Origin of the sequence: Variovorax sp. PMC12, from assembly GCF_003019815.1 — a bacterium.
Classification (GTDB): domain Bacteria; phylum Pseudomonadota; class Gammaproteobacteria; order Burkholderiales; family Burkholderiaceae_C; genus Variovorax.
The window spans coordinates 824,396-849,226 of the sequence record NZ_CP027773.1 but is presented as its reverse complement, the minus strand read 5'-3'; the positions used below and the strand labels follow the sequence as shown (position 1 = coordinate 849,226).

The following is a 24,831-nucleotide window of genomic DNA, read 5'->3' as shown; positions in this document are numbered from 1 at the left end:
CACAATGAACCAACCCAAGCCCTCTTTTTTTTCTTCCGCCTGGCCGCTCTCACCCGTGTCGCGCGCGCTGGCGGTCGTTCTCTTCACCGCCGCTTGCGGCGCGCAGGCGCAGCAGGCGGCATTGCGTGAAGTCACCGTCAACGACAGCAGTGCCGCGCCGCAAGCCGACATCAGCGGCTTCGGCGATGTGCCGCTGCGCGAGCTGCCGCTCTCGGCCACGGTGATCGACAGCCAGCAACTGCGCGCCAGCGGCGCCCGGCGGCTCGCGGACCTCACCCAGTTCGACGCCTCCGTCACCGACGCCTACAACTCCGCCGGCTACTGGGACTACCTCACGGTGCGCGGCTTCGTGCTCGACAACCGCTTCAACTACCGGCGCGAAGGCCTGCCGATCAGCGCCGAGACCTCGATTCCGCTGGACAACAAGGAACGCGTGGAAATCTTGCGCGGCACCAGCGGCATCCAGGCCGGCACCAGCGCGCCGGGGGGCCTGGTCAACTACGTCGTCAAGCGGCCGACCGAGCAGGACCTGCGCACGGTGCGCATCGAGACCAACAGCCGCGGCAGCCTGCTGGGCGCCGTCGACCTTGGCGGGCGCTTCGGCGAGAACCGCGAGTTCGGCTACCGCATCAACGTGGCGAGCGAGAACCTCAAGCCGATCACGCACGACCTCGACGGCAACCGCAACCTGTTCTCGCTGGCGGCCGACTGGCGTATCACGCGCGACTCGGTGCTGGAATTCGAGATCGAGCAAAGCCGCAAGACGCAGCCGAGCCAGGCCGGCTACAGCCTGCTGGGAAGCGTGCTGCCCAGGCCGGTCGATCCGCGCATCAACCTCAACAACCAGCCGTGGTCGCAGCCCTCGGTGTTCAAGGCGCTGACAGGCACGGTGCGCTTCAGCCAGGCAATCAACTCCGACTGGCGCTGGAGCGCGCAGATCGGCCAGCAGCGCTTGAAGAGCGACGACCGCCTGGCCTACGCCTTCGGCTGCGGCGCCGAGGGCAACTACGACCGCTACTGTTCCGACGGCACATTCGACGTCTACGACTTCCGCAGCGACAACGAGCGCCGCACGCAGACCGCGGGCAGCCTGAACCTCAAGGGCAACGTGGCGACGGGCAGCGTGAAGCACGAGCTGGGTTTCGGCCTGCTGCAAAGCCGCGTGCGCAACCGCTTCCAGGATCAGGCCTACAACTACGCGGGCACCGGCAACATCTGGGGCACGGCCATGGTGCCGGCCAACCCCGATGCCACCACGCCGCAGACCAACCGCGACGAACGCTCGACCGAACTGTCGGTGCAGGACGCCATCCGCTGGAACGACCGCTTCACCACCTGGCTCGGCGTGCGCCACACGCGGCTCGACCGCAGCAGCATCGGCAACGACGGATCGAACCCGACCGGCTACAAGCAGGACGTGACCACGCCGTGGATCGCCGCGAGCTATGCCATTCAACCGGGCTTGCTGGCTTATGCGAGCTGGGGCAAGGGCGTGGAATCGCAGGTCGTGCCGAACAGGATCTCCCAGTACGCCAACGCTGGGCAGGCCCTGCCCGCGCTGACCTCGCGCCAGTGGGAACTGGGCCTGAAGGGCGGCAACGATGCGTTCAACTGGCAAGTCGCTTGGTTCGACATCTCGCGGCCGATGACCAACCTCGACCTGTGCAGCGGCTACTGCGAAGTGCGCAACGACGGACGCGCCGTGCATCGCGGGCTGGAGGCCGGCGCGCAATGGAACCAGGGGCCGTGGCGCCTCGGCGGCAGCATCGCGGTGATCGACGCCAAGCGGCGCGGCAGCACCGAGAACCCGGCGCTCAACGGACAGTCGCCGACGAACGTGCCCAAGGAAGTGCTGCGGGCACAGGCCGCCTACCGCGTCGCGTCGGTGCCGGGGCTGGAGATCGCTGGCCAGCTCTCGTACGAAGGCCGGCGCAACGTGCTGCCGGATGGGTCGATCACCCTGCCCTCGTGGACGCGCGTCGATGCAGTGCTGCGCTACGACACCAGGCTGCGCGGCGTGAACACGAGCTGGACGCTTGCGGTCGACAACCTGTTCGACCGGCGCTACTGGAAGGAGTCGCCGTTCCAGTTCAGCCACGTGTATCTCTTTCCCGGGGCGCCGCGCACGCTGCGACTGGGTGTGAGCCTCGCGTTGTGAATGTGGTGAGCCTCACAAATTTGTCGATGCAGATGCGCCCGGTTGAGAAGGCGCAAAAAATCACGCTATAATCTAAGGCTTGTTCCTCGATAGCTCAGTTGGTAGAGCGCCGGACTGTTAATCCGTAGGTCCCTGGTTCGAGCCCAGGTCGAGGAGCCAAAACAAGCCGCAAGGCAAATAGATGCCCTGCTACTCATAAAGTAGCGGGGCATTTTCATTCGGGCCTTGTTTGCGTCGATGCATCGACGATAAAAAAATCAGGCTGTCACACTCAAAATCGGCAAATCCATTGCATATAATTTAAGGCTTGTTCCTCGATAGCTCAGTCGGTAGAGCGCCGGACTGTTAATCCGTAGGTCCCTGGTTCGAGCCCAGGTCGAGGAGCCAAATCAAGCCGCAAGGCCTCTGAGAAGCCCGCTGTTTTCACGAACAGCGGGCTTTTTCTTTGGCGGCGTGCGGGCTCGCGATTTCAGCAAAGTCCGCTAAGTACCCTGCCCGCAAAGCGCGCACACTGACGCGCATGGAAAGCCGTCGAACAGAGCAGGACTACCGGGCCCGCGTGGCACGCGCGGTCGCGGCCATCGTTGCCGACCCGATGGCCGATCACCGGCTCGAAGACCTCGCGCGGCTCGCGCACTTCTCACCCTTTCATTTCCATCGCGTCTACGCCAGCGTGGCTGGCGAGACCGTGGCCGCCACGGTCCGCCGTGTGCGGCTCGCGCTCGCGACGCAACTGCTCGAAGCCGGCGGCCAGAGCATCACGCAGGTTGCGCTGGCGGTGGGCTACGAGAGCCCGCAGGCCTTCACGCGCGCCTTCGGGCAGTTCACCGGCCAGTCGCCGCGCGAGTTCCAGCGGCAGATGGCGCGCGCGGTGCTCGATGTCGATGCGATACCGCAGGCCGGCAACGACGGCGGCGCGCCACCCGCCGTGCGGATCGTCGAGCGCTCCGCGCAGCGGCTGCATGCGCTGCGGCACCAGGGCTCGTTCGCGACCATTCCCCACACCCATCGGCGGCTGCGCCTCCATGCGGGAACGCGGGTGCTGTCGGAGCACTGGGGCGCGTCCTTCAGCGCGCCCGAGGACACCAGCGGCTTCCGGTACTACGCAGCGTTCGCTTCGCCTGACCCGTGGCCGGAGGATGGCTCGGGCGTCGAGTTGCTCGACATCCCGGGCGGCTGCTATGCCGTGCATCGCCTGGCCGGCCCCTATGCGCGCATCAATGCCGCCGTGCAATCGCTCTATGCGCGATGGCTGCCGGGCAGCGGCTACGAACCCGACGACCGGCCCACGCTGGAGCACTACCTGAATTCGCCGCGAACGGTGCGGCAAGCCGAGTTGCGCACCGATCTGCTGATTCCGATTCGCCGCGCCGACTCGTCGTGAGGCGGCCTACCTCGGCTGGAAAGCGATGAGCCCCATGCCCGCAAGACACACCGCGACACCGGCGATATCCCACGCGCTGGGGCGGATGCCGTCGACCGCCCACAGCCACGCGATGGCCACGCCGATGTAGACGCCACCGTAGGCGGCATACACGCGGCCCGCCGCTGTTTCATGCAAGGTGAGCAGCCATGCGAAGGCCGCGAGACTGATCGCCGCGGGCACCAGCAGCCACGCGGAGCGGTCCTGCTTGAGCCACAGGTAAGGCAGGTAGCAGCCGATGATCTCCGCGAGAGCCGTCGCGACGAACAGAAGAAAAGTGCGCATCGCGCGATTGTGCATAGCCGTGCCCCAGGCCTTATCGGCAAGACACGTGAGGCCATTCGCTTGATGGCGTCCACCCCTCGCACCTACACTCGACCGATGGCCCCCTCGTCCACGTCCCGCAACCGCACTGCCCGCGCAGCCCTGCTCCAGGCAGCGGCCGGCCGTGGCGCAGGTGTCGTCGTTGCGGCGATGACGACGGTCTTGCGACGCACCTCCGCACTTTCCTGAGCCCGGCGGTCCGCTACCTTCTTTCTTGATGCGCGAACCCTTGACCGCCGGGCACCACACCGCGCGGTAGCGACTTCGCCTGCTCTTCCACGGCAATGGGCGGTTTCGCATTCAACTGGAGTGCTTCATGCCTGCAACCATTCACGGAGAGCGCACGCTCACCGAACTCGATTTCGTCCGCCTCGGCAAACTGGCTGGCGGCGCCATTCCGCCGGCGCTGTCCGACCTGCTGGACGTGGCCGACATCCTGCCCTCCCGCGACGTACCCGCGGACATCGTCACGATGAACTCCAAGGTGGAGATCGAAGACCCCGCAACCCGCCAGACGCAGAAGATCACCCTCTGCTACCCCGCCGACGCCCAGCCAGGCAAGGGCTGCGTGTCGGTGCTGTCGCCCGTCGGCATCGGGCTGCTCGGCCAGCGGACCGGCGCACTCGCGCGCTGGCGCATGCCCAACGGCGCGGAAGGCGAAGCGCGCGTGGTGTCGGTGCTGTTCCAGCCCGAAGCCAGCGGCAACTACTTGGCCTGACCCAGGCAGACCATTTGGTCAAAACATGACTTTCGGCACTGGTGTGCCGGCCGGTCGGACCGTATCGTCGCGCGGTCGCTGGCGCGACGAGCAGGGAGGTCACAACAGGCCATGCGGTCCCCATCTCCGATCGAGACAGGTGGCGCCTCCCCGGGCGCGCCGCTTTGTTTTCACTTGACAGATCCGGACATGGCTTTTTCCAAACTTACTCTCGCAAGCGCACTCGCGGGCCTGCTGGCCCTTTCTGGTTGCCAGACCATGGACATGCAAATGGGCAGCCAGTCGGCCAAGACCGTGGCCACCGGCAGCGCCGCCGGCGGCGCGACCTCCGGCGAAAGCAGCCAGCTCGAGCGCTGCGACTCCCCGCTGGGCACCGTCTCGCTGATCGAGAACCAGAGCGCAGGCTGGTACACCATCCTCACCGGCGAATACAAGCTGCCGCCCACCGCCAACCTGCTGCGCCTGCTGGTGCAGCAATCGAACTGCTTCATCGTTGTCGAGCGCGGCGCGGCCGGCATGAACGCCATGACGCGTGAACGCGCGCTGCAGCAGTCGGGCGAAATGCGCGGCGGCAGCAACTTCGGCCGCGGCCAGATGGTGGCGTCGGACTACGGCCTGTCGCCCGAGATCGTCTTCAGCAACAGCGACGCGGGCGGCCTGGGCGGCGCGCTTGGCGGCCTGGTGGGCGGCGGCCGTGGCCGCGCCATTGCGCAGCTCGGCGCAAGCATGCAGACCAAGGAAGCCAGCGCGCTGCTGACGCTCATCGACAACCGCTCCGGCGTGCAGGTCGCGGCCTCGGAGGGCAGCGCCTCCAAGACCGACTTCGGCGGCTTCGGCAACCTGAGCGGCCTTTCCGCCGCCGGCGGCATCGGCGGCTACACGCGCACGCCTCAAGGCAAGGTGATTGCCGCGGCCTTCATGGACGCCTTCAACCAGATGGTCCGCTCGCTGCGCAACTACAAGGCGCAGACGGTGCGCGGCCAGGGCCTCGGCGGCGGTGGCCGCCTGGGCGTGGATGGCGGCGCCGCGCCGTCGCAGACTTACGTGCCGGCCGAGAAGCCCGCACCCACCCGACGCCGCAGCAAGTAACGCAAGTTACGGGTCAGGCGCGCGCGCATCGAGGCTCCATGCAGCCAGCCGGCAAAAGCCGCGCCGCGCCTCCCTCGTATATAGGATGTGCAGGGGCCCCCCCGCCCCCTACCCTCGGCCTGATTCAAAAACAGACTCCGAGGGTTTCTCTTCACCATGCGCATCGCCTTCACGTCCTGCATGAGCGCGTACAGCTTCCCCGACCAACCGGTGTGGGAGCAGATTGCACAGGCTCAATGCGACGAACTGGTGCTCCTGGGCGATTCGGCCTACTACGACGCCGACGGGCAGAGCACCGCCGCGATCCAGGCCATGGACGCCAACACCTTCGCCCTGCATGCGCATGAGCGCCTCTACAAGCAGGTCAGCCACCCCACTTTCTCCGCGCTCGTGAAGACCCCCACGCTGCGCACGCACGCCATCTGGGACGACCACGACTTTCTCTGGAACGGCTCATGCGGCGCGCAGATCGAGGGACAGCCGCAGTACAGCCACTTGCTGCCGCCGACGCGCGCCGTGTTCGCGCGCTACCGGAAGGCACTGGCCGCCCGGTTCGCGCCCGGCAGCTTTCCCCAGGTGCCGCCGCCGTGGGCCGCCGACGTGCCGCCGCCCGGCTACAGCAACGTGCCTCTTGCCCATGACGTGCTGCTCCACCTCACCGACGGCCGCAGCTTCAAGTCCACGCGTGGCCGCAAGGCGCTGATGGGCAGCAAGCAGCTCGACGACTTCGAGGCCGCCTGCGCGAGCGCATCGTCCGACACGGTTCACCTGCTGGCCTCGGGGGTGGTGTTCGAGGCCAACAGCGGCGAAACCTGGCTCGGCTGTGCCAAGGAACACGAAAGACTGCTGGCGCTGGCCGACAAATACCGCATCCTCATGCTGAGCGGCGACGTGCACCACAACAAGATCACCCAGTACTCGACCGAGCGCGGACGGCTGCTGTTCGAGGCCACCGCGTCCGGCGCGGCGATATGCACGCTGGTCACGCTGGGCGCGCTGCAATGCAACTGGGGCCTGCTGGACATCGATGCCGAGCGCATCACCGTGCAGGTCTTCCAGAAGGACCCTGCCACCCTGCCGCAAACCATCGACCGCAAGACCTGGCGCTGGGTGACGCAGCAGGCCGGCGCATGACGCAGGCAACGCAGGTTGCCCTGGTCGAGGACGACACCGGCATGCGCGATCGCATCGCGCGTGTCGTCGACGCGGACCCGTCGCTGAGCCTTGCCTTCAGCGCGTCCAATGCCGCCGACATCCTGGCGTGGCTGAACGACAACCCCATCGACGTGCTGCTGGTGGACCTCGGCCTGCCAGACCACCCCGGGCTGCAGGTGATCAGCCAGTGCCGCACCATGCAGCCGGCCTGCGCGGTGATGGTGTTGTCGATCTTCGGCGACGAGGCCAACATGGTGCAGGCCTTCGAGGCCGGCGCCAGCGGCTATCTGCTGAAGGACGGCACCGAGACGGAGCTGGCCACCCACATCCGCCACCTGCGCGCCGGCGGCTCTCCCATGTCTCCGGTGATCGCGCGCCAGCTGCTGCGCCGCTGGCAGGCTCGCGCCGGCATCGCGGCGCCGGCCAAGCCGGCAACACCGTCGCCTTTCGGCGGCAGCATCCGTCCCGAGCGCCTGTCGCCGCGCGAGTTCGAGGTGCTCGACCTCGTCTCTCGTGGTTTCACCTATGTCGAAGTCGGCACGCAGATGGGAGTCTCCGCATCGACGGTCCAAACCCATATCCGCAATATCTACGGCAAGCTGGATGTGCACAACAAATCGGAAGCGGTGTTCGAGGCCCGCACCCTCGGCTGGCTTCCCTAGCGTGATCGCCCGGAGGATGCGCCGCTGGCTGCTGGCGGTGCTCGGCCTGCCGCTGCTCGCGGTAGTGCTCCAGGCCCACGCTGCCACCGCCGCTCCGATGGAGGTCGGCTTCGCGGAAGCGACGCTGGAGCCCGACGGCCTGCCGCCGCAGGTACGCCGCGTGCCGCTGCCTTTTCGCTGGGACCACGAGTTTCCCGGCCGCGGCGGCAAGGCCAGCTACCGGATGGAGCTTCCTGACGCCGCCGTGCCGGCGGGCGCTCCTTCGGCGCTGCTGATGACGGGCGTGGGCAACCAGGTGGCCGTGTATTTCAACGATGCGCTGGTGGCCAGCTACGGCACGCTGGGCGATCCCGGCTACGAGGCCTCCAAGGGCAACCACCTGGTGCATGTCGCGGCGGCGCTGCACCGCGAAGGCCGGCCGCAGGTGCTGGAGGTGCGCACCACCATCCAGCGGCAGCGCGGTGCGGGGCTGGCCACCGTGCAATACGGCACCGAGGCGGCGCTCACGCCCATCTACCGCGCACAGCAGAACTGGCGCAATACCTCGGCCATCGTCTATGCGGTCAGCCTGCTGCTGATGGGCGGCATGGCCGGCGGGCTGTGGCTGCGCCAGCGCGACGCGCTCTACGGCTGCTTCGCGCTGGCCGCGCTCTCGGGCGTGGCGCGCAACCTCGACCGTGTATGGCCCGAAGTGCCGGTGCCCTGGCCGCTGTGGGGCGCGGTGGTCGCGGTCTGCTATGCATGCCACATCGGGCTCATCGCGCGCTTCGTGCTGCTGGTGCTGGAGCGCAATCCGCCGTGGCTGGTGCGTGCGATCTACGCCGCGCTGGCAACCACGGTCGCGCTGGCCTGCGCCTCTTTCGCCTTCGCGCTGCCGAAGCTGTGGACCGGCGGCCTCGTCATCCTGCAGCTGACGAGCATCGTCTGCCTGCCCTATGTGGTGCATGGCGCGCTGGTGGAGCGCCGCAGCATTGCCAGGGTGCTCATGGCGGCCGGCTCGCTCGCCATACTGGCCGGCGCGCACGACCTGCTGCTGGTGCGCATGGGGTTGTTCGGCGGCGCGGACTACACGCTGACCGCGCACGCGATGTTCTTCTTCGTGATGATCCTGGCCGGCCTGGTGGTCGAGCGCTACAGCCGCACCGTGGCCGACTACAGGGCGCTCAACGCCAACCTCGCGGCCCGCATCGACGAACGCGAGGCGCAGCTGCGCGGTGCGTTCGACACGCTGCGCCAGCAGCAGCAGGAGCAGGCCGTGCTGCTGGAGCGCCAGCGCATCATGCGGGAGATCCACGACGGCGTGGGCTCGCAGCTGGTCGGCCTGCTCAACGTGGTGACGCAGCCCGCGCCTGATCGCAAGGTGGTCGAGGAGCATGTGAAGCTCGCGCTCGACGAGATGCGCATGGCCGTCGACTCGCTGCAGCCCACCCACGACGACCTGCCCACCGTGCTCGCCACGCTGCGCTACAGGCTGCAGCCGCGCCTGGATGCGGCCGGCATCGAACTGGTATGGGACGTGGCCGTGATTCCGCCCATGGCTCCATTCGCCGCCCAGGCCGCGCTGCAGTTGCAGCGCATCCTGCTCGAAGCCTTCACCAATGTGCTGAAGCATGCGTCGGCCACGCGCATCGTGATGCATGCGAGCTGGCACGGGGAAGAGTCACCCCCGCTGGTGCGCATCATGCTCACCGACAACGGCCGGGGCCTGCCCAATGCGCCGGCCGACGGCCGACCGCCGGGGCACGGCATCTCGAACATGCGGGCGCGCGCCCAGTCGATAGGCGCCAAGCTGCAAATAGAAACCGCGGACGAGCGCACCGGCGGCACCCGCGTGCTGCTGGACTGGCCCTGCACGCTGGCCTGAGCTGCCTCAGCGCAGCGCGAAAGCCAGCGTGACCGCGCCGAGCGCCAGCAGCGCAAGGCCGGCAATGAACACCGCCTCGCCCCAGCTCTCCAGCCGGGCGCCGGAGCCGTGCGAGCGCATCGAGATGAAAGAAAGCAACGCGCTGGCCAGGAAGACCAGCGCGTCCACGGCCAGCAGGCGGTCGATGAGCAGCCGCATGTCGTCGCGCGGCCCGAGGTGCCCGATCGACATCACCGTCATGCACACGCCGATCATGGTGGCCGACGTGGGCAGGATGTGCGCCGACAGCCCTCCGCCGCCTTCGGAGCGGCTCACCCGATTCGCACGGGCACGAAGATCTTGTCTTCGCCGCGCTGGATCAGCAGCGCCACCGACTTGTTGCTGGCCTTGGCCACCACCTCGCGCACCTGCTCCACGCTCTGCGCCGGCGTGCCGTTGATGGCCAGCAGCACGTCGCCTGCCTGCACGCCCGCCAGGGCCGAGGGACCGGCTGCGTCTTCGATCAGCAGCCCGTTGTCGACGGAGGCCTCGCGCTTTTCCTGCGGCTGCAGCGGACGCAGTGCCAGCCCCAGCTTGCCCTGCCCCACGTCGGCATCGGCCTTGGCGACCTTCGCCGGCTTGTCGCTCGCGTCGCCGAGCTTGGCCTGCAGCTCCTGGCGTTCGCCCTGGCGCCACACTTCGAGCGTGACCTGCTTGCCCGGGGCCTGCTGGCCGATCACCGCGGGAAGGTCACCCGAGGAAATGATCGGCTGGCCGTTGACCTTGCGGATCACGTCGCCGGCCTTCAGGCCCGCCTTGTCGCCGGGGCCGCCCTTCTCGATGTTGGAGACCAGCGCGCCTTCGGGCTTGTCGAGCTTGAAGGAATCGGCAAAGGCCTGGTTCACTTCCTGCACCGCCACGCCGAGGCGGCCGTGCGTGGCCTTGCCGGTCGCGACGATCTGGTCCTTCACCTGGATCGCCACGTCGATCGGAATGGCGAACGACAGGCCCTGGTAGCCGCCGCTGCGGCTGTAGATCTGCGAGTTGATGCCGACCACCTCGCCGCGCGTGTTGAGCAGCGGCCCGCCCGAATTGCCGGGGTTCACCGCCACGTCGGTCTGGATGAACGGCACGTAGCTGTCGTCGGGCAGCGAGCGGCCCTTGGCGCTCACCACGCCGGCCGTCACCGTGTTCTCGAAGCCGAAGGGCGAGCCGATGGCCAGCACCCATTCACCGACCTTCAGGTCCTTGGTGTTGCCCAGTGCGAGCACCGGCAGGTTCTTCGCGTCGATCTTCAGCACCGCGATGTCGGTCTTGGCGTCGGCGCCCAGCACCTTGGCGCGGTACTCGCGGCGGTCGGTCAGCTTGACGGTGACTTCCTTCGCGTCCTTCACGACGTGCGCGTTGGTGATGATGATGCCGCTGGGATCGACGATGAAGCCCGAGCCCTGCGCGCGCACCGGCACGTCGCGTTGCTGCTGCTGGCCGCGCGGGCCCATCTGGCCCTGGAAGCGGCGGAAGAACTGGAACATCGGGTCATCGGGATCGATGCCCTGGATCTCGGCGGCGGCCTGGTCGTCCGACGCCTTCATGGTGCCGGTCACGCTGATGTTGACCACGGCCGGGCCGTCGCGCGAGGTGATGGTGGAGAAGTCGGGCAGCGTGACCATGGCCGCGGGCGCCGTGACGACCGCGTTGGTGGTGGCCGGGGCGCCCACGGCGCGAGCGCTGGTGTAGGCACCAGCACCGACGGCACCGATCACACCCGCGGTCGCCAAGGCAATCACCAGGGCGCGGGGCGAAGTCAGACGGGAGTTCATTTGTCGGTTCCTTTCAAGGCGTATGCACGCAACACGATGAAAGGAATGTCGCCGCCCTGACTTAAGCGCCGCTTAAACGGCGCCCCCCGGCGAAAGGGCTCAGGCGTGGGCCGGAAAGCGCACCAGCACCCGCAGGCCGCCCAGGCTGGGCGAGGCGTCGAGCGCCACCGTCGCGCCATGCAGCTCGGCGATCGACTTGACGATGGCCAGTCCCAGGCCGCTGCCCGGCGCCTGTTTCTCGCCCGAGCGGTAGAACCGGTCGAGCACGCGCTCACGCTCCGTCTCGGGCAGCCCGGGGCCGCTGTCGTCGACGCTGAGCTCGACGGCGTCGTCTCGCTTTGCGATGGCAATGTCGACGCGGCCCTCGACCGGCGTGTACTTGACCGCGTTCTCCAGCAGGTTGCGCAGCAGCATGCGCAGCGCCTCCGGCTGGCCGTTGACGACAGCGGCATCGGCATGGGTGATGCCGATGTCGATGCCGCGCGCCTGCGCCGCGGCCACCGCATCGGACACCGCGAGCCGCGCCACCTCGGAAAGATCGACCGGCTCCGGCGTGGCGCCCGCAGCCATGCTGGCCTCGTGGCGCGCCAGCGCGAGCATCTGCTCGACGAGTCGCGTGGCGCGGTCGATGCCCGCCACCAGACGGCTCACGGCGAGGTCGCGCGAAGCATCGTCGGGCGCGCGCTGCAACCCCTGCACCTGCAGCTTCAACGCGGCCAGCGGCGAGCGCAGCTCATGCGCGGCATCGGCGACGAAGTGCTTCTGCGCATCGAAAGCGTGGCGCACCCGGTCGAACAGCAGGTTCAGTTCCTGCACCAGCGGGCGCACTTCTTCCGGCAGGTTTTCCTCGCTGACCGGCGACAGGTCGTCGGCCTGGCGAGAAGCCACCTGCTTGCGCACGCGCGCCACCGGCGCGAGCGAGCGGCTCACTACCCACCACACGACCAGCATCAGCAGCGGCGCCATCAACGCCACCGGCGCGATGGTCCGCAACGCGAGCGAGCCGGCCATGTGCCGCCGCGCCGCCATGTCCTGCGCCACCTGGATCACCAGCCCGCGCGTCTGCATCGAGAACACGCGGTACGTGGTGCCGCGCGCATGCACGTCGGCAAAGCCCAGCACGGCGAGCTGCGGCAGCGCCGCCTCCTCGGCGGATTCGAAGATGCGCACGCCGTCGGCGGTCCACACCTGAACCACGAAGTCGAAGTTCTGCTCGCCGGTGCCGATACCGCCGACCGTGGCGCTCGGCGGCAGGCCGGCGCGAAGCGACAGCGCCATCTGCTGCATGTGGTAGTCGAAGATGTCGTCGGCTTCGGCAAGCACCGTGCGGTAGGCCACCAGCGCCTGCGCGCCCGCCGCCAGCACGATGGCCGCGAGCAGGAACCACAGCAGCCGCGCGCGAAGAGAGCCGGTCAACGACCCGATGATTCCCCTCATGCGCGGCCCCTTCGCGAGGCGCCGCGGAACCGGCTCTGCCGGGCCGCAGGCGTCGCCCCCGGAAGGGGGTTGGCGAAGCGACACGAAGTGCGCGCAGCCTGGGGGCGAGTCATAGCTTGGGCACCATGTAGCCTACGCCGCGCACGTTGCGGATCAGTTCGGCGCCCAGCTTCTTGCGCAGGCCGTGCACGTACACCTCCACGGCGTTGCTGCTGATCTCGTCTTTCCAGCTGTAGAGCTTTTCCTCGAGCTGGGCACGCGACAGCACCATGCCGGGCCGCGCGAGCAGCGGCTCCAGAACGGCCCATTCGCGGGCCGACAGCACCACCGGCTGGCCGGCCACCGAGACCTCGCGCGTGGCCGGGTTGATGCTCACGCCCATGTGTTCGTACACCGGTTCGGCACGGCCCGCCGCTCGGCGCAGCAAGGCGCGGATGCGGGCCAGCAGCTCTTCGAGGTCGTAGGGCTTGAGCACGTAGTCGTCGGCGCCGGCGTCGAGGCCTTCGATGCGCTGCTGCACCGAGTCGCGCGCGGTGGCAATCAGCACCGGCATGCGCTGCTTGCGCGCGCGCAGGTTGCGCAGCACTTCCAGCCCGTCGCGGCGCGGCACGCCCAGGTCGAGCATCACCAGGTCGTACTGCTGGGTACGCAGCGCCGACTCCGCTGCCTCGCCGTCTTTCACCCAGTCCACCGCGTACTGCTCGGCACGCAGCAGGTCGAGCACGGCTTCGCCGATCATCACGTCGTCTTCGAGCAGGAGGAGTCGCATGGTTGTGTGTCCGTTTCGGGGATTCGAGGCGCGGGCCTTCGCTAAAGTTCAGACGGGGGGAGCGTCACAGCAGCGAACGCACTTCCCGCGCTGCTTCGAACAATAGCGGGAGCATGTCGCGCTGCAGGGCCTCTTCCTGGTAGCGCGTGCCCGACAGCACCATGTTCAGCGCCGCCACCGTGTGGCCCTGCATGTCCCGCAACGGCACCGCCAGCGCCTGCACGCCCAGTTCATGTTCCTCGCTGGCAAAACAATAGTCGTCCTTGCGGGCGCGGGCAACCAGCTGGCGCAGGCCACGCGCCTGGGTCACTGTGTGGGGCGTGAGCCGCGCCAGGTGGCGGCCCTTGAGCCATTGCGTGAACACGGTCGGCGCCATCGCGGCCAGCAGCACGCGGCCGGTCGAGGTCGCATGGGCCGGCAGCCGTGCGCCCAGGTGCAGGCCGTAGGCCAGCACGCGCGTCGGCGTGCCGTAGCTGCCGCTGCGCGCAACGATGACCACCTCCTCGCCGTCGAGCACCACCGCCGAGAAAGACTCGCCCGTCTGTGCTGCCAGCCGGTTCAGCGTGGGTTGCAGGGCACGTGGCAGGCGCGACGACGCGAGGTAGCTGCCCGAGAAGCGCAGCACCTTCGGCGCCATCCAGAAATAGCTGCCGTCGGTTTCCAGGTAGCCCAGGTGCGCCAGCGTCAGCAGGTGGCGGCGGGCCGCGGCGCGGGTGAGGCCGGCGCGCTCCGCGGCCAGCGTGGCGTTGAGCCGCTGGCGCTCGGTGTCGAAGCTCTCGAGCACCGCCATTCCCTTGGCAATGCCCTCGATGAAGTCGGCTCTGGCGATGGTCATTCGTCGTCGGGTCGTCGTTGGGTCGAAGTGTTGCGCGATCATCGCGCACGCGTTCGCATGATCGCACAGAGCATCTCGCGCCGGCGCCACAGACGGGCGGGCCCGCCCTACGCTCCAACAAACCATCCCGGAGACACGAACATGCGCACCCAGGTCGCGATCATCGGCGCCGGCCCCGCCGGCCTTCTGCTCGGTCAGCTTCTGCACAAGGCAGGCATCGACAACGTCATCGTCGAACGCCAGAGCGGCGACTACGTGCTCGGGCGCATCCGCGCCGGCGTGCTCGAGCAGGTCACCATGGACCTGCTGGCCCGCGCCGGCGTCGACGCTCGCGCCAAGGCCGAGGGCCTGCCGCACGAGGGCATCGAGCTGCTCTTCAAGGGCGCGCGCCATCGTATCGACATGCACGGCTTCACGGGCGGCAAGCAGGTCACGGTGTACGGCCAGACCGAAGTGACGCGCGACCTGATGGAAGCGCGTGAAGCCGAAGGCCTGAAGACGATCTACAGCGCGGCCAACGTCAGCCTGCACGACTTCGACTCGAACAAGCCGCGCGTGCGCTACGAGAAGGACGGCCAGACGCACGAGATCGAATGCGACTTCATCGCCGGCTGCGACGGCTACCACGGCGTGAGCCGCGCGAGCGTGCCGCCCGACGCGATCCAGACCTACGAAAAGATCTACCCCTTCGGCTGGCTCGGCGTGCTGGCCGACGTGCCGCCGGTGTCGCACGAGCTCATCTACGCGAACACCGAGCGCGGCTTCGCGCTGTGCAGCATGCGCAGCGCCACGCGCAGCCGCTACTACGTGCAGGTGCCGACCGAGGAGCGCGTGGAAAACTGGAGCGACGAGGCCTTCTGGAACGAGCTTCGCGCACGCCTGGACCCCGAGGCACGCGAACGGCTGGTGACCGGCCCGTCCATCGAGAAGAGCATTGCGCCGCTGCGCAGCTTCGTTGCCGAGCCGATGCGCTTCGGCTCGCTGTTCCTGGCGGGCGACGCGGCGCACATCGTGCCGCCGACCGGCGCCAAGGGGCTGAACCTCGCGACGGCCGACGTGGGCTATCTGTCGCGCGCATTGGAGATCTTCTACCGCGAGAAGTCGGCTTCTGCACTCGACCGCTACTCCGACCTGTGCCTGCGCCGCGTATGGAAGGCCGAGCGCTTCTCGTGGTGGTTCACCTCGCTGATGCACCGCTTTCCGGAAACCGGCGCCTTCGGCCAGAAGATCCAGGAAGCGGAACTCGACTACCTGGTGCACTCGCACGCAGCATCCACCTCGCTGGCCGAGAACTACGTCGGCCTGCCGCTGGAAGAGTTCTAGGCGGTGCGCCCTTCGAGCGCCGCCTTCATCGCGGCGGCGCCCTGCACCATCATCGGCTCCACGTAGGCAGCCATGGCATCGGGCAGCACGTCGGTGATCCACACGAAGCGGGAGCGCCCCGGACCCTCCGTGAACACCTGCGCCGATGCGTGGTGATGGCTGGCCTTGCCGCCAGCGACGGTGTAGGCCAGGCGGCGGTGCGTGTCGTCGATGCCGACCGGCACCTCGCGCGCCACGAGGCCGTTGGCGAAAGTCAGCACGCGGGCGCCTTCCGCATCGATGGTGCAGCCGGTGAGAAAGCCCGGCGCGAGCCTCACGTGCACCGCGTTGAAGTCGCGCAGTGCGTCCCACACACGGGCAGCGTCCGCCTCGACGATGAATTCCTTGTAGATGGTGGCCATGCCTTGCCTCGCTTCAGAGTGACGCGACCCGGCCCGACGGCTGGATCAGGCGCTCATCATCGAGAAGCGCTGCGATGCGGTCTTGGAAAATCTTGCGGTCGCCGCGTGCCGCCTTGCGGAAGCCGCTGGGCGACACGCCGGCCGCGCGGTGGAAGGTGCGCACGAAATTGCTGAGGTCTGCAAAGCCCACGTCGAGCGCGACCTCGGTCACGGGCCGGCCATGGTCCTCGGCCAGCAGGCGCGCGGCACGGCGCAGCCGCGAGCGCACGAGGTACTGGTGCGGCGTGACGCCCAGCACCCGGGAGAACAGCCGCAGGAAGTGGAAGGAGCTCAATCCGGCCTCGGCCGCCGCGCCGTCGAGGCCGATATCGCCCTGCGAGTTGGCGTCGATCCACACCGCGGCATCGACCGCGCGACGGCGGTCTCGCGCCGCGGCCGTGGACGGCGGCGCGGATTTCCGGCGCCCGGACACGACCTCGACGAAACGGCTGGCGAACCACATGCCCAATTCGTCCAGGCCCGCATCGCCCTGCCCTTCGGCCGCGGCCTGGGCGAGTTCGCCGATCACCATGAGCTCGGCCAGCGGCGGCAGGCCGCCAGCGCGCCAGGCCTTCGAATCTCCGCCGATCAGGTCGACGAACCTGGGCGACAGGTGGAACGCGAGGCACTCGTCGCCGCACACATGGTTGTCGTGCGTGCAGACGTATTCGTCGCCGGGGCGACCGACCAGCACCGAGCCGGTCACCAGTTCGTAGGCCCGGCCGCGCGTGCGGTAGCCGAAGCTGCCCTTGCGCACGTACGAGACCGAGTAGCCCTCGTGCAGTTCGGCAAAGGGCTGCGCGTCAGGCCCCGCGTCGCAGCGGTAGCTGGCGACGCTGATGGCGTCGGTCTTTGCTTCCGTGGTGACGAGCATGGCAGGCGCCCTTTTTCTGTCCCACGGAAACGATTGCCTAATCGACCGTTTGCATCGCCTGCCAGACACGCGCAGGGCTCAGCGGCATGTGCAGCCGCGGCGCGCGGGTGGCAAGGCCGTTGCGCGCGAAGGCGTCTGCCACCGCGTTCACGATGGCCGGCGTGGCGCCGATGGTGCCCAGTTCGCCCACGCCCTTCACGCCCAGCGGGTTGTTCTTGCAGGGCGTAGATTCGTCCATTTCCATGTTGAACATGGTGTCGACGATGTCGGCGCGCGGCGCGGCGTAGTCCATCAGGCTGCCGGTGACGGGCTGGCCGGTCTCGTGGTCGTACACCACCTGCTCGTAGAGCGCCTGCCCGATGCCCTGCACCGCGCCGCCTTCGAGCTGGCCGCGCACGATCATCGGGTTGATGACGCGGCCCACGTCGTTGACCGAGCTGTAGGCCACCACGCTGATCTCGCCGGTGGGCGGGTCGATCTCGATCTCGCAGATGTGGCAGCCGTTGGGCCAGGTCGGGCCGGCCACGGTGCTGGTGGAGTCGACGAAGATCTCGCGCCCGGGCTGCTTGCCGGCGAGCGTGAACAGGTCGAGCTCGAGGTCGGTGCCGGCCACCATGAACACGCCGCGCGTGTAGGTGATGTCGTCGACGGCAGCCTCGAACTCCTGCGCCGCGAGCTCGCGCGCCTTGTCGATGGTGCGTTCCGCGCCGATGCGCACGGCCGAGCCGCCGGTGAAGAGCGAGCGCGATCCGGCGCTGCCGAAGCCGTCGCCGCGGTCAGTGTCGCCGAGCACCACGCGCACCTTGTCGATGGGCACGCCGAAGGCGTCCACGGCCAGTTGCGCGAGCGAGGTGGCAATGCCCTGCCCCATGGCGTTGACGGCAGAGAAGACCTCGATCACGCCATCGGCCTGCACGGACACCGTGACACGCTCCTCGAACACGTTGCCGCCCGTCCATTCGAGGAAGGTGGCAATGCCCAGGCCGCGATGCTTGCCCTGGCTGGCCGACGCGGCGGCGCGGCCCTCGAACCCCTGCCAGTCGGCCAGCGCCAGCGCCTGGTCCATCACCGACTCGAAGTTGCCGGTGTCGTAGGTCTGCGCCATCGGGTTCTTGTACGGCATCTGCTCGGGGCGGATGAAGTTGCGGCGGCGCAGCGCGATGCGGTCGATGCCGGTCTGGCGCGCGGCCTCGTCCATCAGCCGCTCGATGGTGAAGATGGCCTCGGGCCGGCCAGCGCCGCGGTAGGCGCCGGTGGGCGCGGTGTTGGTGAGCACCGCCTTGAAATGGAAGTCGATGGTCTGGATGTCGTAGACGCTGGTCTGCACCCAGGGGCCGATGAGCAGCTGGATGGCAACACCGGTGCCGGTGGCGTAGGCGCCCACGTTGGCGAGCGTCTTGATGCGCAGCGCCAGGATCTTGCCGTCTGCGTCCAGCGCCATTTCGGCGCGGGCCTCGATGTCGCGGCCATGCGCGCTCGACAGGAACTCTTCGCTGCGGTCGGCCACCCATTTCACAGGACGGCGAACCTGAAGCGCGGCAAACGCGACCGCGATGTCCTCGGGGTAGGCGCCGGTCTTCATGCCGAAGCCGCCGCCGACATCGCCCACGACCACGCGCACTTTCTCCTTGGGCAGCCCGATGGCCGCGCACAGCGAATCGCGAACGCCGGAAGGCATCTGCGTGCTCATGCGGATGGTGAGGCGGCCCGTGTCGGCGTCTTGCGCGGCGAGCACGGAACGCGGCTCGATGGTCAGCGCGACCACGCGCTGGTTGTTCACGTCGAGCGCCACCACATGACTGGCCTTGGCAAATGCGGCGGTGGCGGCCTCGCTGCTGCCGTGGCGCATTTCGGCGGCGATGTTGCCGGAGGCCGCTTCGCAGAGCTGCGGCGCGCCTTCGGCAGTGGCACTGGCAAGGTCGACCACCATCGGCAGGTCTTCGTAGTCGACCATGATGGCTTCGCAGGCGTCGCGCGCCTGCTGCACGGTATCGGCCACCACGAGCGCCACGGCCTCTCCGACGAAGCGCGTGCGTTCATGCGCCATTGCGTAGCGCGGCGGGCTGGCGCTGTCGCTGCCGTCCGCGCGCTTGAAGCCCGCGGCCCCGGGCATCGGCTTGACGCCGGCCCGCGCCATGTCGGCCCCGGTGATCACGCTGAGCACCCCCGGCATGGCAGCCGCCGTGCTGGTGTCCACGGAAAGTATGCGTGCGTGGGGGTAGGAAGACCGCAGGAAGACAAGGTGCGCCTGGCCGGGCAACGTGACGTCGTCCGTGTAGCGTCCGGCCCCGGCCAGCAGGCTTTCGTCCTCGAGTCTGCGCACTGCCTGGCCGCTGCCGAAGCGTGTGGGATTGGATTCAGTGGTCAACGTGGTCCTCTTGTGCTGATCCCGGCGCAAAACAGTTGCCAGCCGGATTCGCTGGTACCTGAGGGTACCGTGGCGAATGCAAGCTGTGGACTATATGGTCTTCGACGGGTCTTGTGGGTGTGTCGTGCCAGCGGTCGCTACGCTCCGGGCCTTTGCCTGATGGGCAGACCCGGGGCGTACGCAATTTTCCCCCAACTGGATTCAGTTTTCGATAAGCCGTGTATACCTGTGAACATGCAACAACTGCCTTGGCTCGAACCCGGAGACGCGCTGCCCGATCCCGCATCGGCATGGGGGGCCGCCGACCCGGTGCCCGGCCTGCTCGCGGCCGGCGGCGCACTGGATGTCGATACCCTGACGCAGGCCTACGGCAGTTGCGTCTTCCCATGGTTCAGCGAGGACCAGCCGATTCTCTGGTGGAGCCCCGACCCACGCATGGTGCTGCAGGTAGCTGACTTCCACCTGCATCGCTCGCTGCGCAAGACCCTGGCGCGCTTTGCGCAGACGCCTGGCTGCGAAGTGCGCATCGACCATGACTTCGGCGCCGTCATAGAGGCCTGCTCGCGCTCGCCACGGGTGGGCCAGTCGGGCACGTGGATCGTTCCGGACATGGTGCGGGCCTATACGGATCTGCACCGCGCCGGCCATGCCCACAGCGTCGAGACCTGGATCGACGGCAAGCTGGCGGGCGGCCTCTATTGCGTGGCGCTGGGCCGCGCGGTGTTCGGCGAGTCGATGTTCACGCGCCGGCCCGACGCCTCGAAGATCGCGCTGGCGGCGCTGGTGGCGCTTTGCAGGCGTTACGGCGTGCAAATGATCGACTGCCAGCAGAACACATCCCACCTCGCGAGCCTCGGCGCCCGCGAAATGCCGCGCGGGCGCTTCGTCGCGCACGTGGCCCAGGCCCGGCAGGAAGAGGGGCCACAGTGGCGTTTCGAGCCCGTATACTGGACTGAACTCCTTTCCGCGCGACCTCATTCTCCCGATGTGACGACGTGACGCACCTCAAGGACCTTCCGCTTCACACCCTGCAGTTCTACGCGACGGCGCCCTATCCCTGCAGTTACCTGCCGGATCGCCAGGCCCGCTCGCAGGTGGCCACGCCCAGCCACCTGATCCACAACGACGCCTACTCCGACCTGGTGCTCAGCGGCTTCCGGCGCAGCGGCATGTTCACCTACCGCCCCTACTGCGACGGCTGCCGCGCGTGCGTTCCGCTGCGGGTGCTGGCCAACAGCTTCCACCCCACGCGCAGCCAGCGGCGCGCAGTGAAACAGCATTCCGAACTGCAGGCGCGCGTGTTGAAGCTCTGCTTCGTGCCGGAGCACTACCAGCTCTACCTGCGCTACCAGAACGGCCGCCATGCGGGCGGCGGCATGGACCACGACAGCATCGACCAGTACACCCAGTTCCTGCTGCAGAGCAGGGTCAACTCGCGGCTGGTGGAGTTTCGCGAAACACTGCCTGACGGCAGCGCCGGGGCGCTCAGGATGGTGTCGATCCTCGACGTGCTGAACGACGGCATCTCGGCCGTCTACACCTTCTACGAGCCCGACACCAGCGCCGGCTACGGCACCTACAGCGTGCTCTGGCAGATCGAGCAGGCGCGCAAGCTGGGCCTGCCGCACGTGTACCTGGGCTACTGGATCGAGCACAGCCCGAAAATGAACTACAAGGCGCGCTTTTCCCCGCACGAAGTGTTGGTGGACGGTCGCTGGCAAGCGCCCGGCGATTTCACAAGGTAAAATGGCGCCCGGTCATCACCGCAGAGCGCCATGAGAAAAAACCAATCAGACATTCCCGCCGTTCCCGTGATCCAGGTGATCGAGCGCATGTTCGCGCTGATCGATGTCCTGGCATCCCGCGAAGAGGCGATTTCGCTGAAGGAGATCAGCGAAAAGACCGGCCTTCACCCGTCGACCACGCACCGCATCCTCAACGACCTCGCGGTGGGCCGCTTCGTCGACCGGCCCGAGGCCGGCAGCTACCGCCTGGGCATGCGCCTGCTGGAGCTGGGCAACCTGGTCAAGGGCCGGCTCAACGTGCGTGACGCGGCGCTGGGGCCGATGCGCGAACTGCACAAGCTCACGCAGCAGCCGGTCAACCTGAGCATGCGCCAGGGCGACGAGATCGTGTACATCGAGCGCTCGTACAGCGAGCGCTCGGGCATGCAGGTGGTGCGCGCCATCGGCGGCCGCGCCGCCCTGCACCTGACCTCGACCGGCAAGCTGTTCCTGGCCGCCGACGATCCGCAGCGCGTGCGCAGCTACGCCACCCGCACGGGGCTGGCCGGCCACACGCGCAACAGCATCACCCAGTTGCCCGCGCTCGAGCGCGAGCTGTCGAAGGCGCGCCAGTACGGCATCGCCCGCGACAACGAGGAACTGGAGCTGGGCGTGCGCTGCATGGCTGCCGGCATCTACGACGACCAGGGCAAGCTGGTGGCGGGCCTTTCCATCTCTGCCCCGGCCGATCGGCTGGACGAAGGCTGGCTGCCCAAGCTGCAGGCCACGGCCAACGAGATCTCTGGCGCGCTGGGGTTCAAGGATGGGGCTGCGGCCACCCCGGCGAACGGCAGCCCCTCGGCAGGCGCCTGACCCTGGCAGAACCCCAAAAGCAAACAGGCCCTGCGAAGGGCCTGTTTTCATTGGAGCGGGTAGATCCAGCTCAGCCAGCGACCTGGTAGCCCACGTTGCGCGAAGACGCGGCCGGCGAGCCGGAGATCGAATGCGTGGCCTCGACCCAGCGGCGAACGCGCTCGGCGTCGGCGATGCGGCTGAACTTGCCGGCCGAATCCAGGAACACCATGATCAGCTTGCGCCCCGCCACCTTGGCCTGCATCACGAGGCATTGGCCGGCTTCGGAGATGTAGCCGGTCTTCTGCACACCGATTTCCCAATCGGGGCTCTTCACGAGACGGTTGGTGGTGTTGAACTGCAGCACGCGGTTGCCCACCTCCACCTGGTATTCAGGCGAGGTCGACAGCGAACGCACCGTGGCGTCTGCATAGGCTGCATTGACGAGCAGCGCCAGGTCTTGCGCGCTCGACTGGTTGCGGCTCGACAGGCCCGTGGGCTCGACGTAGCGCGTGTCCTTCATGCCGAGCATCTTTGCCTTGGCGTTCATGATGCTGACGAATGTCGACAGCCCGCCCGGATAGGTACGGCCCAGCGCGTGCGCCGCACGGTTTTCGCTCGACATCAGCGCCAGGTGCAGCAGTTCGCCCCGCGACAGCGTCGTGCCGACGGTCAGGCGCGAGCTGCTGCGCTTTTCGGTGTCGACATCGTCCTGGGTGATGGTGATGAGCTCTTCATTCGGCAGGTGCGCCTCGCTGATGAGCAGGCCGGTCATCAGCTTGGTGAGCGACGCGATCGGCAGCACGGCGTGGTCGTTCTTGCTGAACAGCACTTCGTGGGTGTCCTGGTCGATGACCAGCGCGACGCTCGACTTCAGGTCGAGCGAATCTTCGGTGCCGTGCAGGCCGGCCATCTGGCCGAAGGACTGGCGCGCGGGCTGTTCGACACGAACGACCGAGCGGCGCTGGACGGCCACCACGGTCTTGCCGTTCTTCTTGTGGATGGTGGCAACCACGTTGCGGCCACCACGAACGACTTTCTCTACTTTTTCGTTCTTCTCGGCCCGGCCGCCACGACTGGCGACTGCGGCGCCGCGAGCCGTCTTGGACGACGCGCTGCGCTTGGCCTCGACCGGCACAACGCCCTTCTTGGCGGCAGTGGTCTTGGAGGCGGCGGGCTTTTCTTTTTTCGCGGCCTGGGCGCCAGGCAGCAAAAACGCCGTGGCGCAGAACGCGACGGCGATGAACTTGAGTGCGGGTAGAAACCGCTGGCTGGAAACTCGGCGGAGACGGGCTTCAGGCATTAATAAATCTCCAGCGGCGACAAACGAGGACCGCAGTGTATCGAAATCAAAAAAGGCACGCAATATCAGTTACTTGCATCCTCTTCTTCAATCGAATACCAAGGATCGCCTGAAAACCTAACCTTGTGCCGCAACTCTCTCAGCTTGGCTCTGTAACTTGTTGAGCGCACTCAAATAAGCCTTTGCCGAAGCGACCACGATGTCGGGGTCTGCACCCACACCATTGACCACCCGCCCTGCGTTTTGTAACCGGACTGTAACTTCTCCTTGGCTTTCCGTCGAGCCGCTGATGGCGTTTACAGAGTAAAGAACCATCTCTGCGCCACTCTTGACGTGCGACTCGATCGCCTTCAGAGAAGCATCAACCGGGCCATTGCCGTCGGATTCGCCGGTGACTTCCTTGCCTTGGACGGTGAAGACGACCTTGGCCTGGGGGCGCTCTCCGGTTTCGCTGTGCTGGGAGAGAGAAACGAACGCAAACCGCTCACCAACGTTCGACACCTCCTCCGCGCTGACGAGCGCGAGGATGTCTTCGTCGAAAATTTCGGATTTGCGATCGGCCAGCTCCTTGAAGCGCAGGAAGGCGGCGTTGATCTCGCCTTCGCTCTCCATGGTCACGCCCAGCTCCTGCAGGCGCTGCTTGAAGGCATTGCGGCCGCTGAGCTTGCCCAGCACGATCTTGTTGGCCGTCCAGCCCACGTCCTCGGCGCGCATGATTTCGTAGGTGTCGCGGGCCTTGAGCACGCCGTCCTGGTGGATGCCCGAGGCATGCGCGAAGGCATTGGCGCCCACCACCGCCTTGTTCGGCTGCACCACGAAGCCGGTGGTCTGGCTCACCATGCGGCTCGCGGCCACGATGTGCTGGGTGTCGATGCGCAGGTCGAGCCCGAAATAGTCCTTGCGGGTCTTGACCGCCATGACCACTTCCTCGAGCGAGCAGTTGCCAGCGCGCTCGCCCAGCCCGTTGATGGTGCATTCCACCTGGCGCGCGCCGCCGATCTTCACGCCGGCCAGCGAGTTGGCCACGGCCATGCCCAGGTCGTTGTGGCAATGCACCGACCAGATGGCCTTGTCGCTGTTGGGAATGCGCTCGCGCAGCATCTTGATGAAGTTGCCGTATAGCTCTGGAATGGCGTAGCCGACGGTGTCGGGCACGTTGATGGTGGTGGCGCCTTCGTTGATGACGGTCTCCAGCACGCGGCAGAGAAAGTCCGGATCGCTCCGGTAGCCGTCTTCGGGGCTGAATTCGACGTCGCCGATCTGGTTGCGCGCGAAGCGCACCGCCAGTCGGGCCTGTTCGTGCACCTCGTCGGGAGTCATGCGCAGCTTCTTTTCCATGTGAAGCGGCGAGGTCGCGATGAAGGTGTGGATGCGCCCGCGGGCCGCGCCCTTGAGGGCCTCGGCGGCGCGTGCGATGTCGCGGTCATTGGCGCGCGACAGGCCACACACCGTCGAGTCCTTGATCGTGCCGGCAATCGCCTTGACGGCCTCGAAATCGCCGTTCGAACTGGCTGGAAAGCCGGCCTCGATGACGTCGACCTTCAGCCGCTCCAGCAGCTTGGCAATGCGCATCTTCTCGTCGCGCGTCATCGAGGCGCCCGGCGATTGCTCGCCGTCGCGCAAGGTGGTGTCGAAAATTATGAGTTGCTCGGTCATCGTGGTTCTCCTTGGTTCGCTGCCACCTGCCGAGCACTGCGCGGATCCGCGCGGCGAC

At 67.6% G+C, this 24,831-nt stretch carries 23 protein-coding genes and 2 tRNA genes; 14 read left to right on the top strand and 11 right to left on the bottom strand.

From position 1 onward, the window contains the following. The first annotated feature begins 4 nt into the window (after nucleotides 1-4). From C4F17_RS03905 to C4F17_RS03890, 4 genes are all read left to right on the top strand, one after another. Nucleotides 5-2,158, top strand: coding sequence for a TonB-dependent siderophore receptor (locus tag C4F17_RS03905; protein WP_106934333.1), 2,154 nt, complete (start codon nucleotides 5-7; stop codon nucleotides 2,156-2,158). An 83-nt stretch (nucleotides 2,159-2,241) separates the two neighbouring features. Next, nucleotides 2,242-2,317: transfer RNA gene (locus C4F17_RS03900), tRNA-Asn, on the top strand. 152 nt (nucleotides 2,318-2,469) lie between these two features. Continuing rightward, nucleotides 2,470-2,545: transfer RNA gene (locus tag C4F17_RS03895), tRNA-Asn, on the top strand. Nucleotides 2,546-2,678: 133 nt separating this feature from the next. Continuing rightward, complete coding sequence (locus C4F17_RS03890) at nucleotides 2,679-3,542, top strand: AraC family transcriptional regulator (protein WP_081266332.1); 864 nt, start codon at nucleotides 2,679-2,681, stop codon at nucleotides 3,540-3,542. Between the two features lie 6 nt (nucleotides 3,543-3,548). Here C4F17_RS03890 and C4F17_RS03885 read toward each other — a convergent pair whose 3' ends face one another. Next, the gene (locus tag C4F17_RS03885) at nucleotides 3,549-3,866 is read right to left on the bottom strand and encodes a YnfA family protein (RefSeq protein WP_081266380.1); all 318 of its coding nucleotides are present in this window, start codon (nucleotides 3,864-3,866) and stop codon (nucleotides 3,549-3,551) included. 355 nt (nucleotides 3,867-4,221) lie between these two features. Here C4F17_RS03885 and C4F17_RS03880 point away from each other — a divergent pair, with 355 nt between their 5' ends. The 5 genes from C4F17_RS03880 to C4F17_RS03860 all read left to right on the top strand — a co-directional run bounded on the left by C4F17_RS03880 (nucleotide 4,222) and on the right by C4F17_RS03860 (nucleotide 9,393). After that, on the top strand, nucleotides 4,222-4,623 hold the full coding sequence (locus C4F17_RS03880; RefSeq protein WP_106934332.1) for a GreA/GreB family elongation factor: 402 nt from the start codon (nucleotides 4,222-4,224) through the stop codon (nucleotides 4,621-4,623). A gap of 189 nt (nucleotides 4,624-4,812) precedes the next feature. Beyond that, nucleotides 4,813-5,712, top strand: coding sequence for a CsgG/HfaB family protein (locus C4F17_RS03875; RefSeq protein ID WP_106934331.1), 900 nt, complete (start codon nucleotides 4,813-4,815; stop codon nucleotides 5,710-5,712). A 156-nt stretch (nucleotides 5,713-5,868) separates the two neighbouring features. Beyond that, nucleotides 5,869-6,846 carry an alkaline phosphatase D family protein gene (locus tag C4F17_RS03870; protein WP_106934330.1) on the top strand — a complete coding sequence of 326 codons (978 nt, stop codon included), beginning with the start codon at nucleotides 5,869-5,871 and terminating at the stop codon, nucleotides 6,844-6,846. Continuing rightward, entirely contained in the window at nucleotides 6,843-7,529 is a 687-nt protein-coding gene (locus C4F17_RS03865; RefSeq protein ID WP_081266328.1) for a response regulator transcription factor, read from the top strand. The genes C4F17_RS03870 and C4F17_RS03865 overlap by 4 nt, the downstream gene beginning before the upstream one ends. A 1-nt stretch (nucleotide 7,530) precedes the next feature. Further along, complete coding sequence (locus C4F17_RS03860) at nucleotides 7,531-9,393, top strand: sensor histidine kinase (protein WP_234382539.1); 1,863 nt, start codon at nucleotides 7,531-7,533, stop codon at nucleotides 9,391-9,393. A 6-nt stretch (nucleotides 9,394-9,399) separates the two neighbouring features. Here C4F17_RS03860 and C4F17_RS03855 read toward each other — a convergent pair whose 3' ends face one another. The 5 genes from C4F17_RS03855 to C4F17_RS03835 all read right to left on the bottom strand — a co-directional run bounded on the left by C4F17_RS03855 (nucleotide 9,400) and on the right by C4F17_RS03835 (nucleotide 14,233). After that, nucleotides 9,400-9,708, bottom strand: a complete 309-nt coding sequence (locus C4F17_RS03855) for a hypothetical protein (RefSeq protein ID WP_234382536.1) — start codon at nucleotides 9,706-9,708, stop codon at nucleotides 9,400-9,402. Then, nucleotides 9,705-11,192, bottom strand: a complete 1,488-nt coding sequence (locus C4F17_RS03850; RefSeq protein WP_081266326.1) for a DegQ family serine endoprotease — start codon at nucleotides 11,190-11,192, stop codon at nucleotides 9,705-9,707. Before C4F17_RS03850 ends, C4F17_RS03855 begins: the two co-directional genes overlap by 4 nt. Before the next feature lie 99 nt (nucleotides 11,193-11,291). Beyond that, the gene (locus C4F17_RS03845; RefSeq protein ID WP_199851912.1) at nucleotides 11,292-12,629 is read right to left on the bottom strand and encodes an ATP-binding protein; all 1,338 of its coding nucleotides are present in this window, start codon (nucleotides 12,627-12,629) and stop codon (nucleotides 11,292-11,294) included. 109 nt (nucleotides 12,630-12,738) lie between these two features. Then, entirely contained in the window at nucleotides 12,739-13,398 is a 660-nt protein-coding gene (locus C4F17_RS03840) for a response regulator (RefSeq protein ID WP_081266325.1), read from the bottom strand. Between the two features lie 64 nt (nucleotides 13,399-13,462). Continuing rightward, entirely contained in the window at nucleotides 13,463-14,233 is a 771-nt protein-coding gene (locus tag C4F17_RS03835) for an IclR family transcriptional regulator domain-containing protein (RefSeq protein ID WP_106934328.1), read from the bottom strand. Between the two features lie 141 nt (nucleotides 14,234-14,374). Here C4F17_RS03835 and pobA point away from each other — a divergent pair, with 141 nt between their 5' ends. After that, a complete protein-coding gene (gene pobA, locus C4F17_RS03830; RefSeq protein WP_106934327.1) occupies nucleotides 14,375-15,556 on the top strand; it encodes a 4-hydroxybenzoate 3-monooxygenase in 1,182 nt (393 codons plus the stop codon). On the opposite strand, the gene C4F17_RS03825 is transcribed toward pobA, so the two are convergent. The 3 genes from C4F17_RS03825 to C4F17_RS03815 are packed head-to-tail and all read right to left on the bottom strand — an operon-like array spanning nucleotide 15,553 to nucleotide 19,238. Continuing rightward, nucleotides 15,553-15,957: an SRPBCC family protein gene (locus C4F17_RS03825; RefSeq protein ID WP_106934326.1), complete on the bottom strand. Its 405-nt coding sequence runs from the start codon at nucleotides 15,955-15,957 to the stop codon at nucleotides 15,553-15,555. The two genes, pobA and C4F17_RS03825, sit on opposite strands and share 4 nt — an antisense overlap. A gap of 13 nt (nucleotides 15,958-15,970) precedes the next feature. Beyond that, nucleotides 15,971-16,870, bottom strand: a complete 900-nt coding sequence (locus C4F17_RS03820) for an AraC family transcriptional regulator (RefSeq protein ID WP_106934325.1) — start codon at nucleotides 16,868-16,870, stop codon at nucleotides 15,971-15,973. 37 nt (nucleotides 16,871-16,907) lie between these two features. Beyond that, nucleotides 16,908-19,238, bottom strand: a complete 2,331-nt coding sequence (locus tag C4F17_RS03815; protein WP_106934324.1) for a xanthine dehydrogenase family protein molybdopterin-binding subunit — start codon at nucleotides 19,236-19,238, stop codon at nucleotides 16,908-16,910. Between the two features lie 234 nt (nucleotides 19,239-19,472). Between C4F17_RS03815 and aat the strand changes: the two genes are divergently transcribed. Genes aat through C4F17_RS03800 form a run of 3 tightly spaced genes read left to right on the top strand, consistent with a single transcriptional unit; the run spans nucleotide 19,473 to nucleotide 21,835 of the window. After that, a complete protein-coding gene (aat, locus tag C4F17_RS03810) occupies nucleotides 19,473-20,237 on the top strand; it encodes a leucyl/phenylalanyl-tRNA--protein transferase (RefSeq protein ID WP_106934323.1) in 765 nt (254 codons plus the stop codon). Next, nucleotides 20,234-20,983: an arginyltransferase gene (locus tag C4F17_RS03805; RefSeq protein ID WP_106934322.1), complete on the top strand. Its 750-nt coding sequence runs from the start codon at nucleotides 20,234-20,236 to the stop codon at nucleotides 20,981-20,983. Before aat ends, C4F17_RS03805 begins: the two co-directional genes overlap by 4 nt. A gap of 30 nt (nucleotides 20,984-21,013) precedes the next feature. Continuing rightward, complete coding sequence (locus C4F17_RS03800; protein ID WP_081266317.1) at nucleotides 21,014-21,835, top strand: IclR family transcriptional regulator; 822 nt, start codon at nucleotides 21,014-21,016, stop codon at nucleotides 21,833-21,835. Between the two features lie 70 nt (nucleotides 21,836-21,905). On the opposite strand, the gene C4F17_RS03795 is transcribed toward C4F17_RS03800, so the two are convergent. After that, complete coding sequence (locus C4F17_RS03795) at nucleotides 21,906-22,952, bottom strand: serine hydrolase (RefSeq protein WP_234382829.1); 1,047 nt, start codon at nucleotides 22,950-22,952, stop codon at nucleotides 21,906-21,908. Here C4F17_RS03795 and C4F17_RS33295 point away from each other — a divergent pair. Beyond that, nucleotides 22,918-23,238, top strand: coding sequence for a hypothetical protein (locus tag C4F17_RS33295; RefSeq protein WP_234382999.1), 321 nt, complete (start codon nucleotides 22,918-22,920; stop codon nucleotides 23,236-23,238). The two genes, C4F17_RS03795 and C4F17_RS33295, sit on opposite strands and share 35 nt — an antisense overlap. On the opposite strand, the gene C4F17_RS03790 is transcribed toward C4F17_RS33295, so the two are convergent. Beyond that, the gene (locus C4F17_RS03790; protein WP_106934321.1) at nucleotides 23,235-24,773 is read right to left on the bottom strand and encodes a 2-isopropylmalate synthase; all 1,539 of its coding nucleotides are present in this window, start codon (nucleotides 24,771-24,773) and stop codon (nucleotides 23,235-23,237) included. The two genes, C4F17_RS33295 and C4F17_RS03790, sit on opposite strands and share 4 nt — an antisense overlap. Nucleotides 24,774-24,831 lie beyond the last annotated feature (58 nt).

Excerpts from the sequence above, each read along its gene's own strand:
- C4F17_RS03865 (WP_081266328.1), top strand. The coding sequence starts at position 6,843 with ATGACGCAGGCAACGCAGGTTGCCCTGGTCGAGGACGACACCGGCATG.
- pobA (WP_106934327.1), top strand. The coding sequence starts at position 14,375 with ATGCGCACCCAGGTCGCGATCATCGGCGCCGGCCCCGCCGGCCTTCTG.
- C4F17_RS03890 (WP_081266332.1), top strand. The coding sequence starts at position 2,679 with ATGGAAAGCCGTCGAACAGAGCAGGACTACCGGGCCCGCGTGGCACGC.
- C4F17_RS03800 (WP_081266317.1), top strand. The coding sequence starts at position 21,014 with ATGAGAAAAAACCAATCAGACATTCCCGCCGTTCCCGTGATCCAGGTG.
- C4F17_RS03905 (WP_106934333.1), top strand. The coding sequence starts at position 5 with ATGAACCAACCCAAGCCCTCTTTTTTTTCTTCCGCCTGGCCGCTCTCA.
- C4F17_RS03835 (WP_106934328.1), bottom strand. The coding sequence starts at position 14,233 with ATGACCATCGCCAGAGCCGACTTCATCGAGGGCATTGCCAAGGGAATG.
- aat (WP_106934323.1), top strand. The coding sequence starts at position 19,473 with ATGCAACAACTGCCTTGGCTCGAACCCGGAGACGCGCTGCCCGATCCC.
- C4F17_RS03825 (WP_106934326.1), bottom strand. The coding sequence starts at position 15,957 with ATGGCCACCATCTACAAGGAATTCATCGTCGAGGCGGACGCTGCCCGT.
- C4F17_RS03790 (WP_106934321.1), bottom strand. The coding sequence starts at position 24,773 with ATGACCGAGCAACTCATAATTTTCGACACCACCTTGCGCGACGGCGAG.
- C4F17_RS03840 (WP_081266325.1), bottom strand. The coding sequence starts at position 13,398 with ATGCGACTCCTCCTGCTCGAAGACGACGTGATGATCGGCGAAGCCGTG.
- C4F17_RS03880 (WP_106934332.1), top strand. The coding sequence starts at position 4,222 with ATGCCTGCAACCATTCACGGAGAGCGCACGCTCACCGAACTCGATTTC.
- C4F17_RS03875 (WP_106934331.1), top strand. The coding sequence starts at position 4,813 with ATGGCTTTTTCCAAACTTACTCTCGCAAGCGCACTCGCGGGCCTGCTG.
- C4F17_RS03820 (WP_106934325.1), bottom strand. The coding sequence starts at position 16,870 with ATGCTCGTCACCACGGAAGCAAAGACCGACGCCATCAGCGTCGCCAGC.
- C4F17_RS03850 (WP_081266326.1), bottom strand. The coding sequence starts at position 11,192 with ATGAACTCCCGTCTGACTTCGCCCCGCGCCCTGGTGATTGCCTTGGCG.
- C4F17_RS03870 (WP_106934330.1), top strand. The coding sequence starts at position 5,869 with ATGCGCATCGCCTTCACGTCCTGCATGAGCGCGTACAGCTTCCCCGAC.
- C4F17_RS03885 (WP_081266380.1), bottom strand. The coding sequence starts at position 3,866 with ATGCGCACTTTTCTTCTGTTCGTCGCGACGGCTCTCGCGGAGATCATC.
- C4F17_RS03845 (WP_199851912.1), bottom strand. The coding sequence starts at position 12,629 with ATGAGGGGAATCATCGGGTCGTTGACCGGCTCTCTTCGCGCGCGGCTG.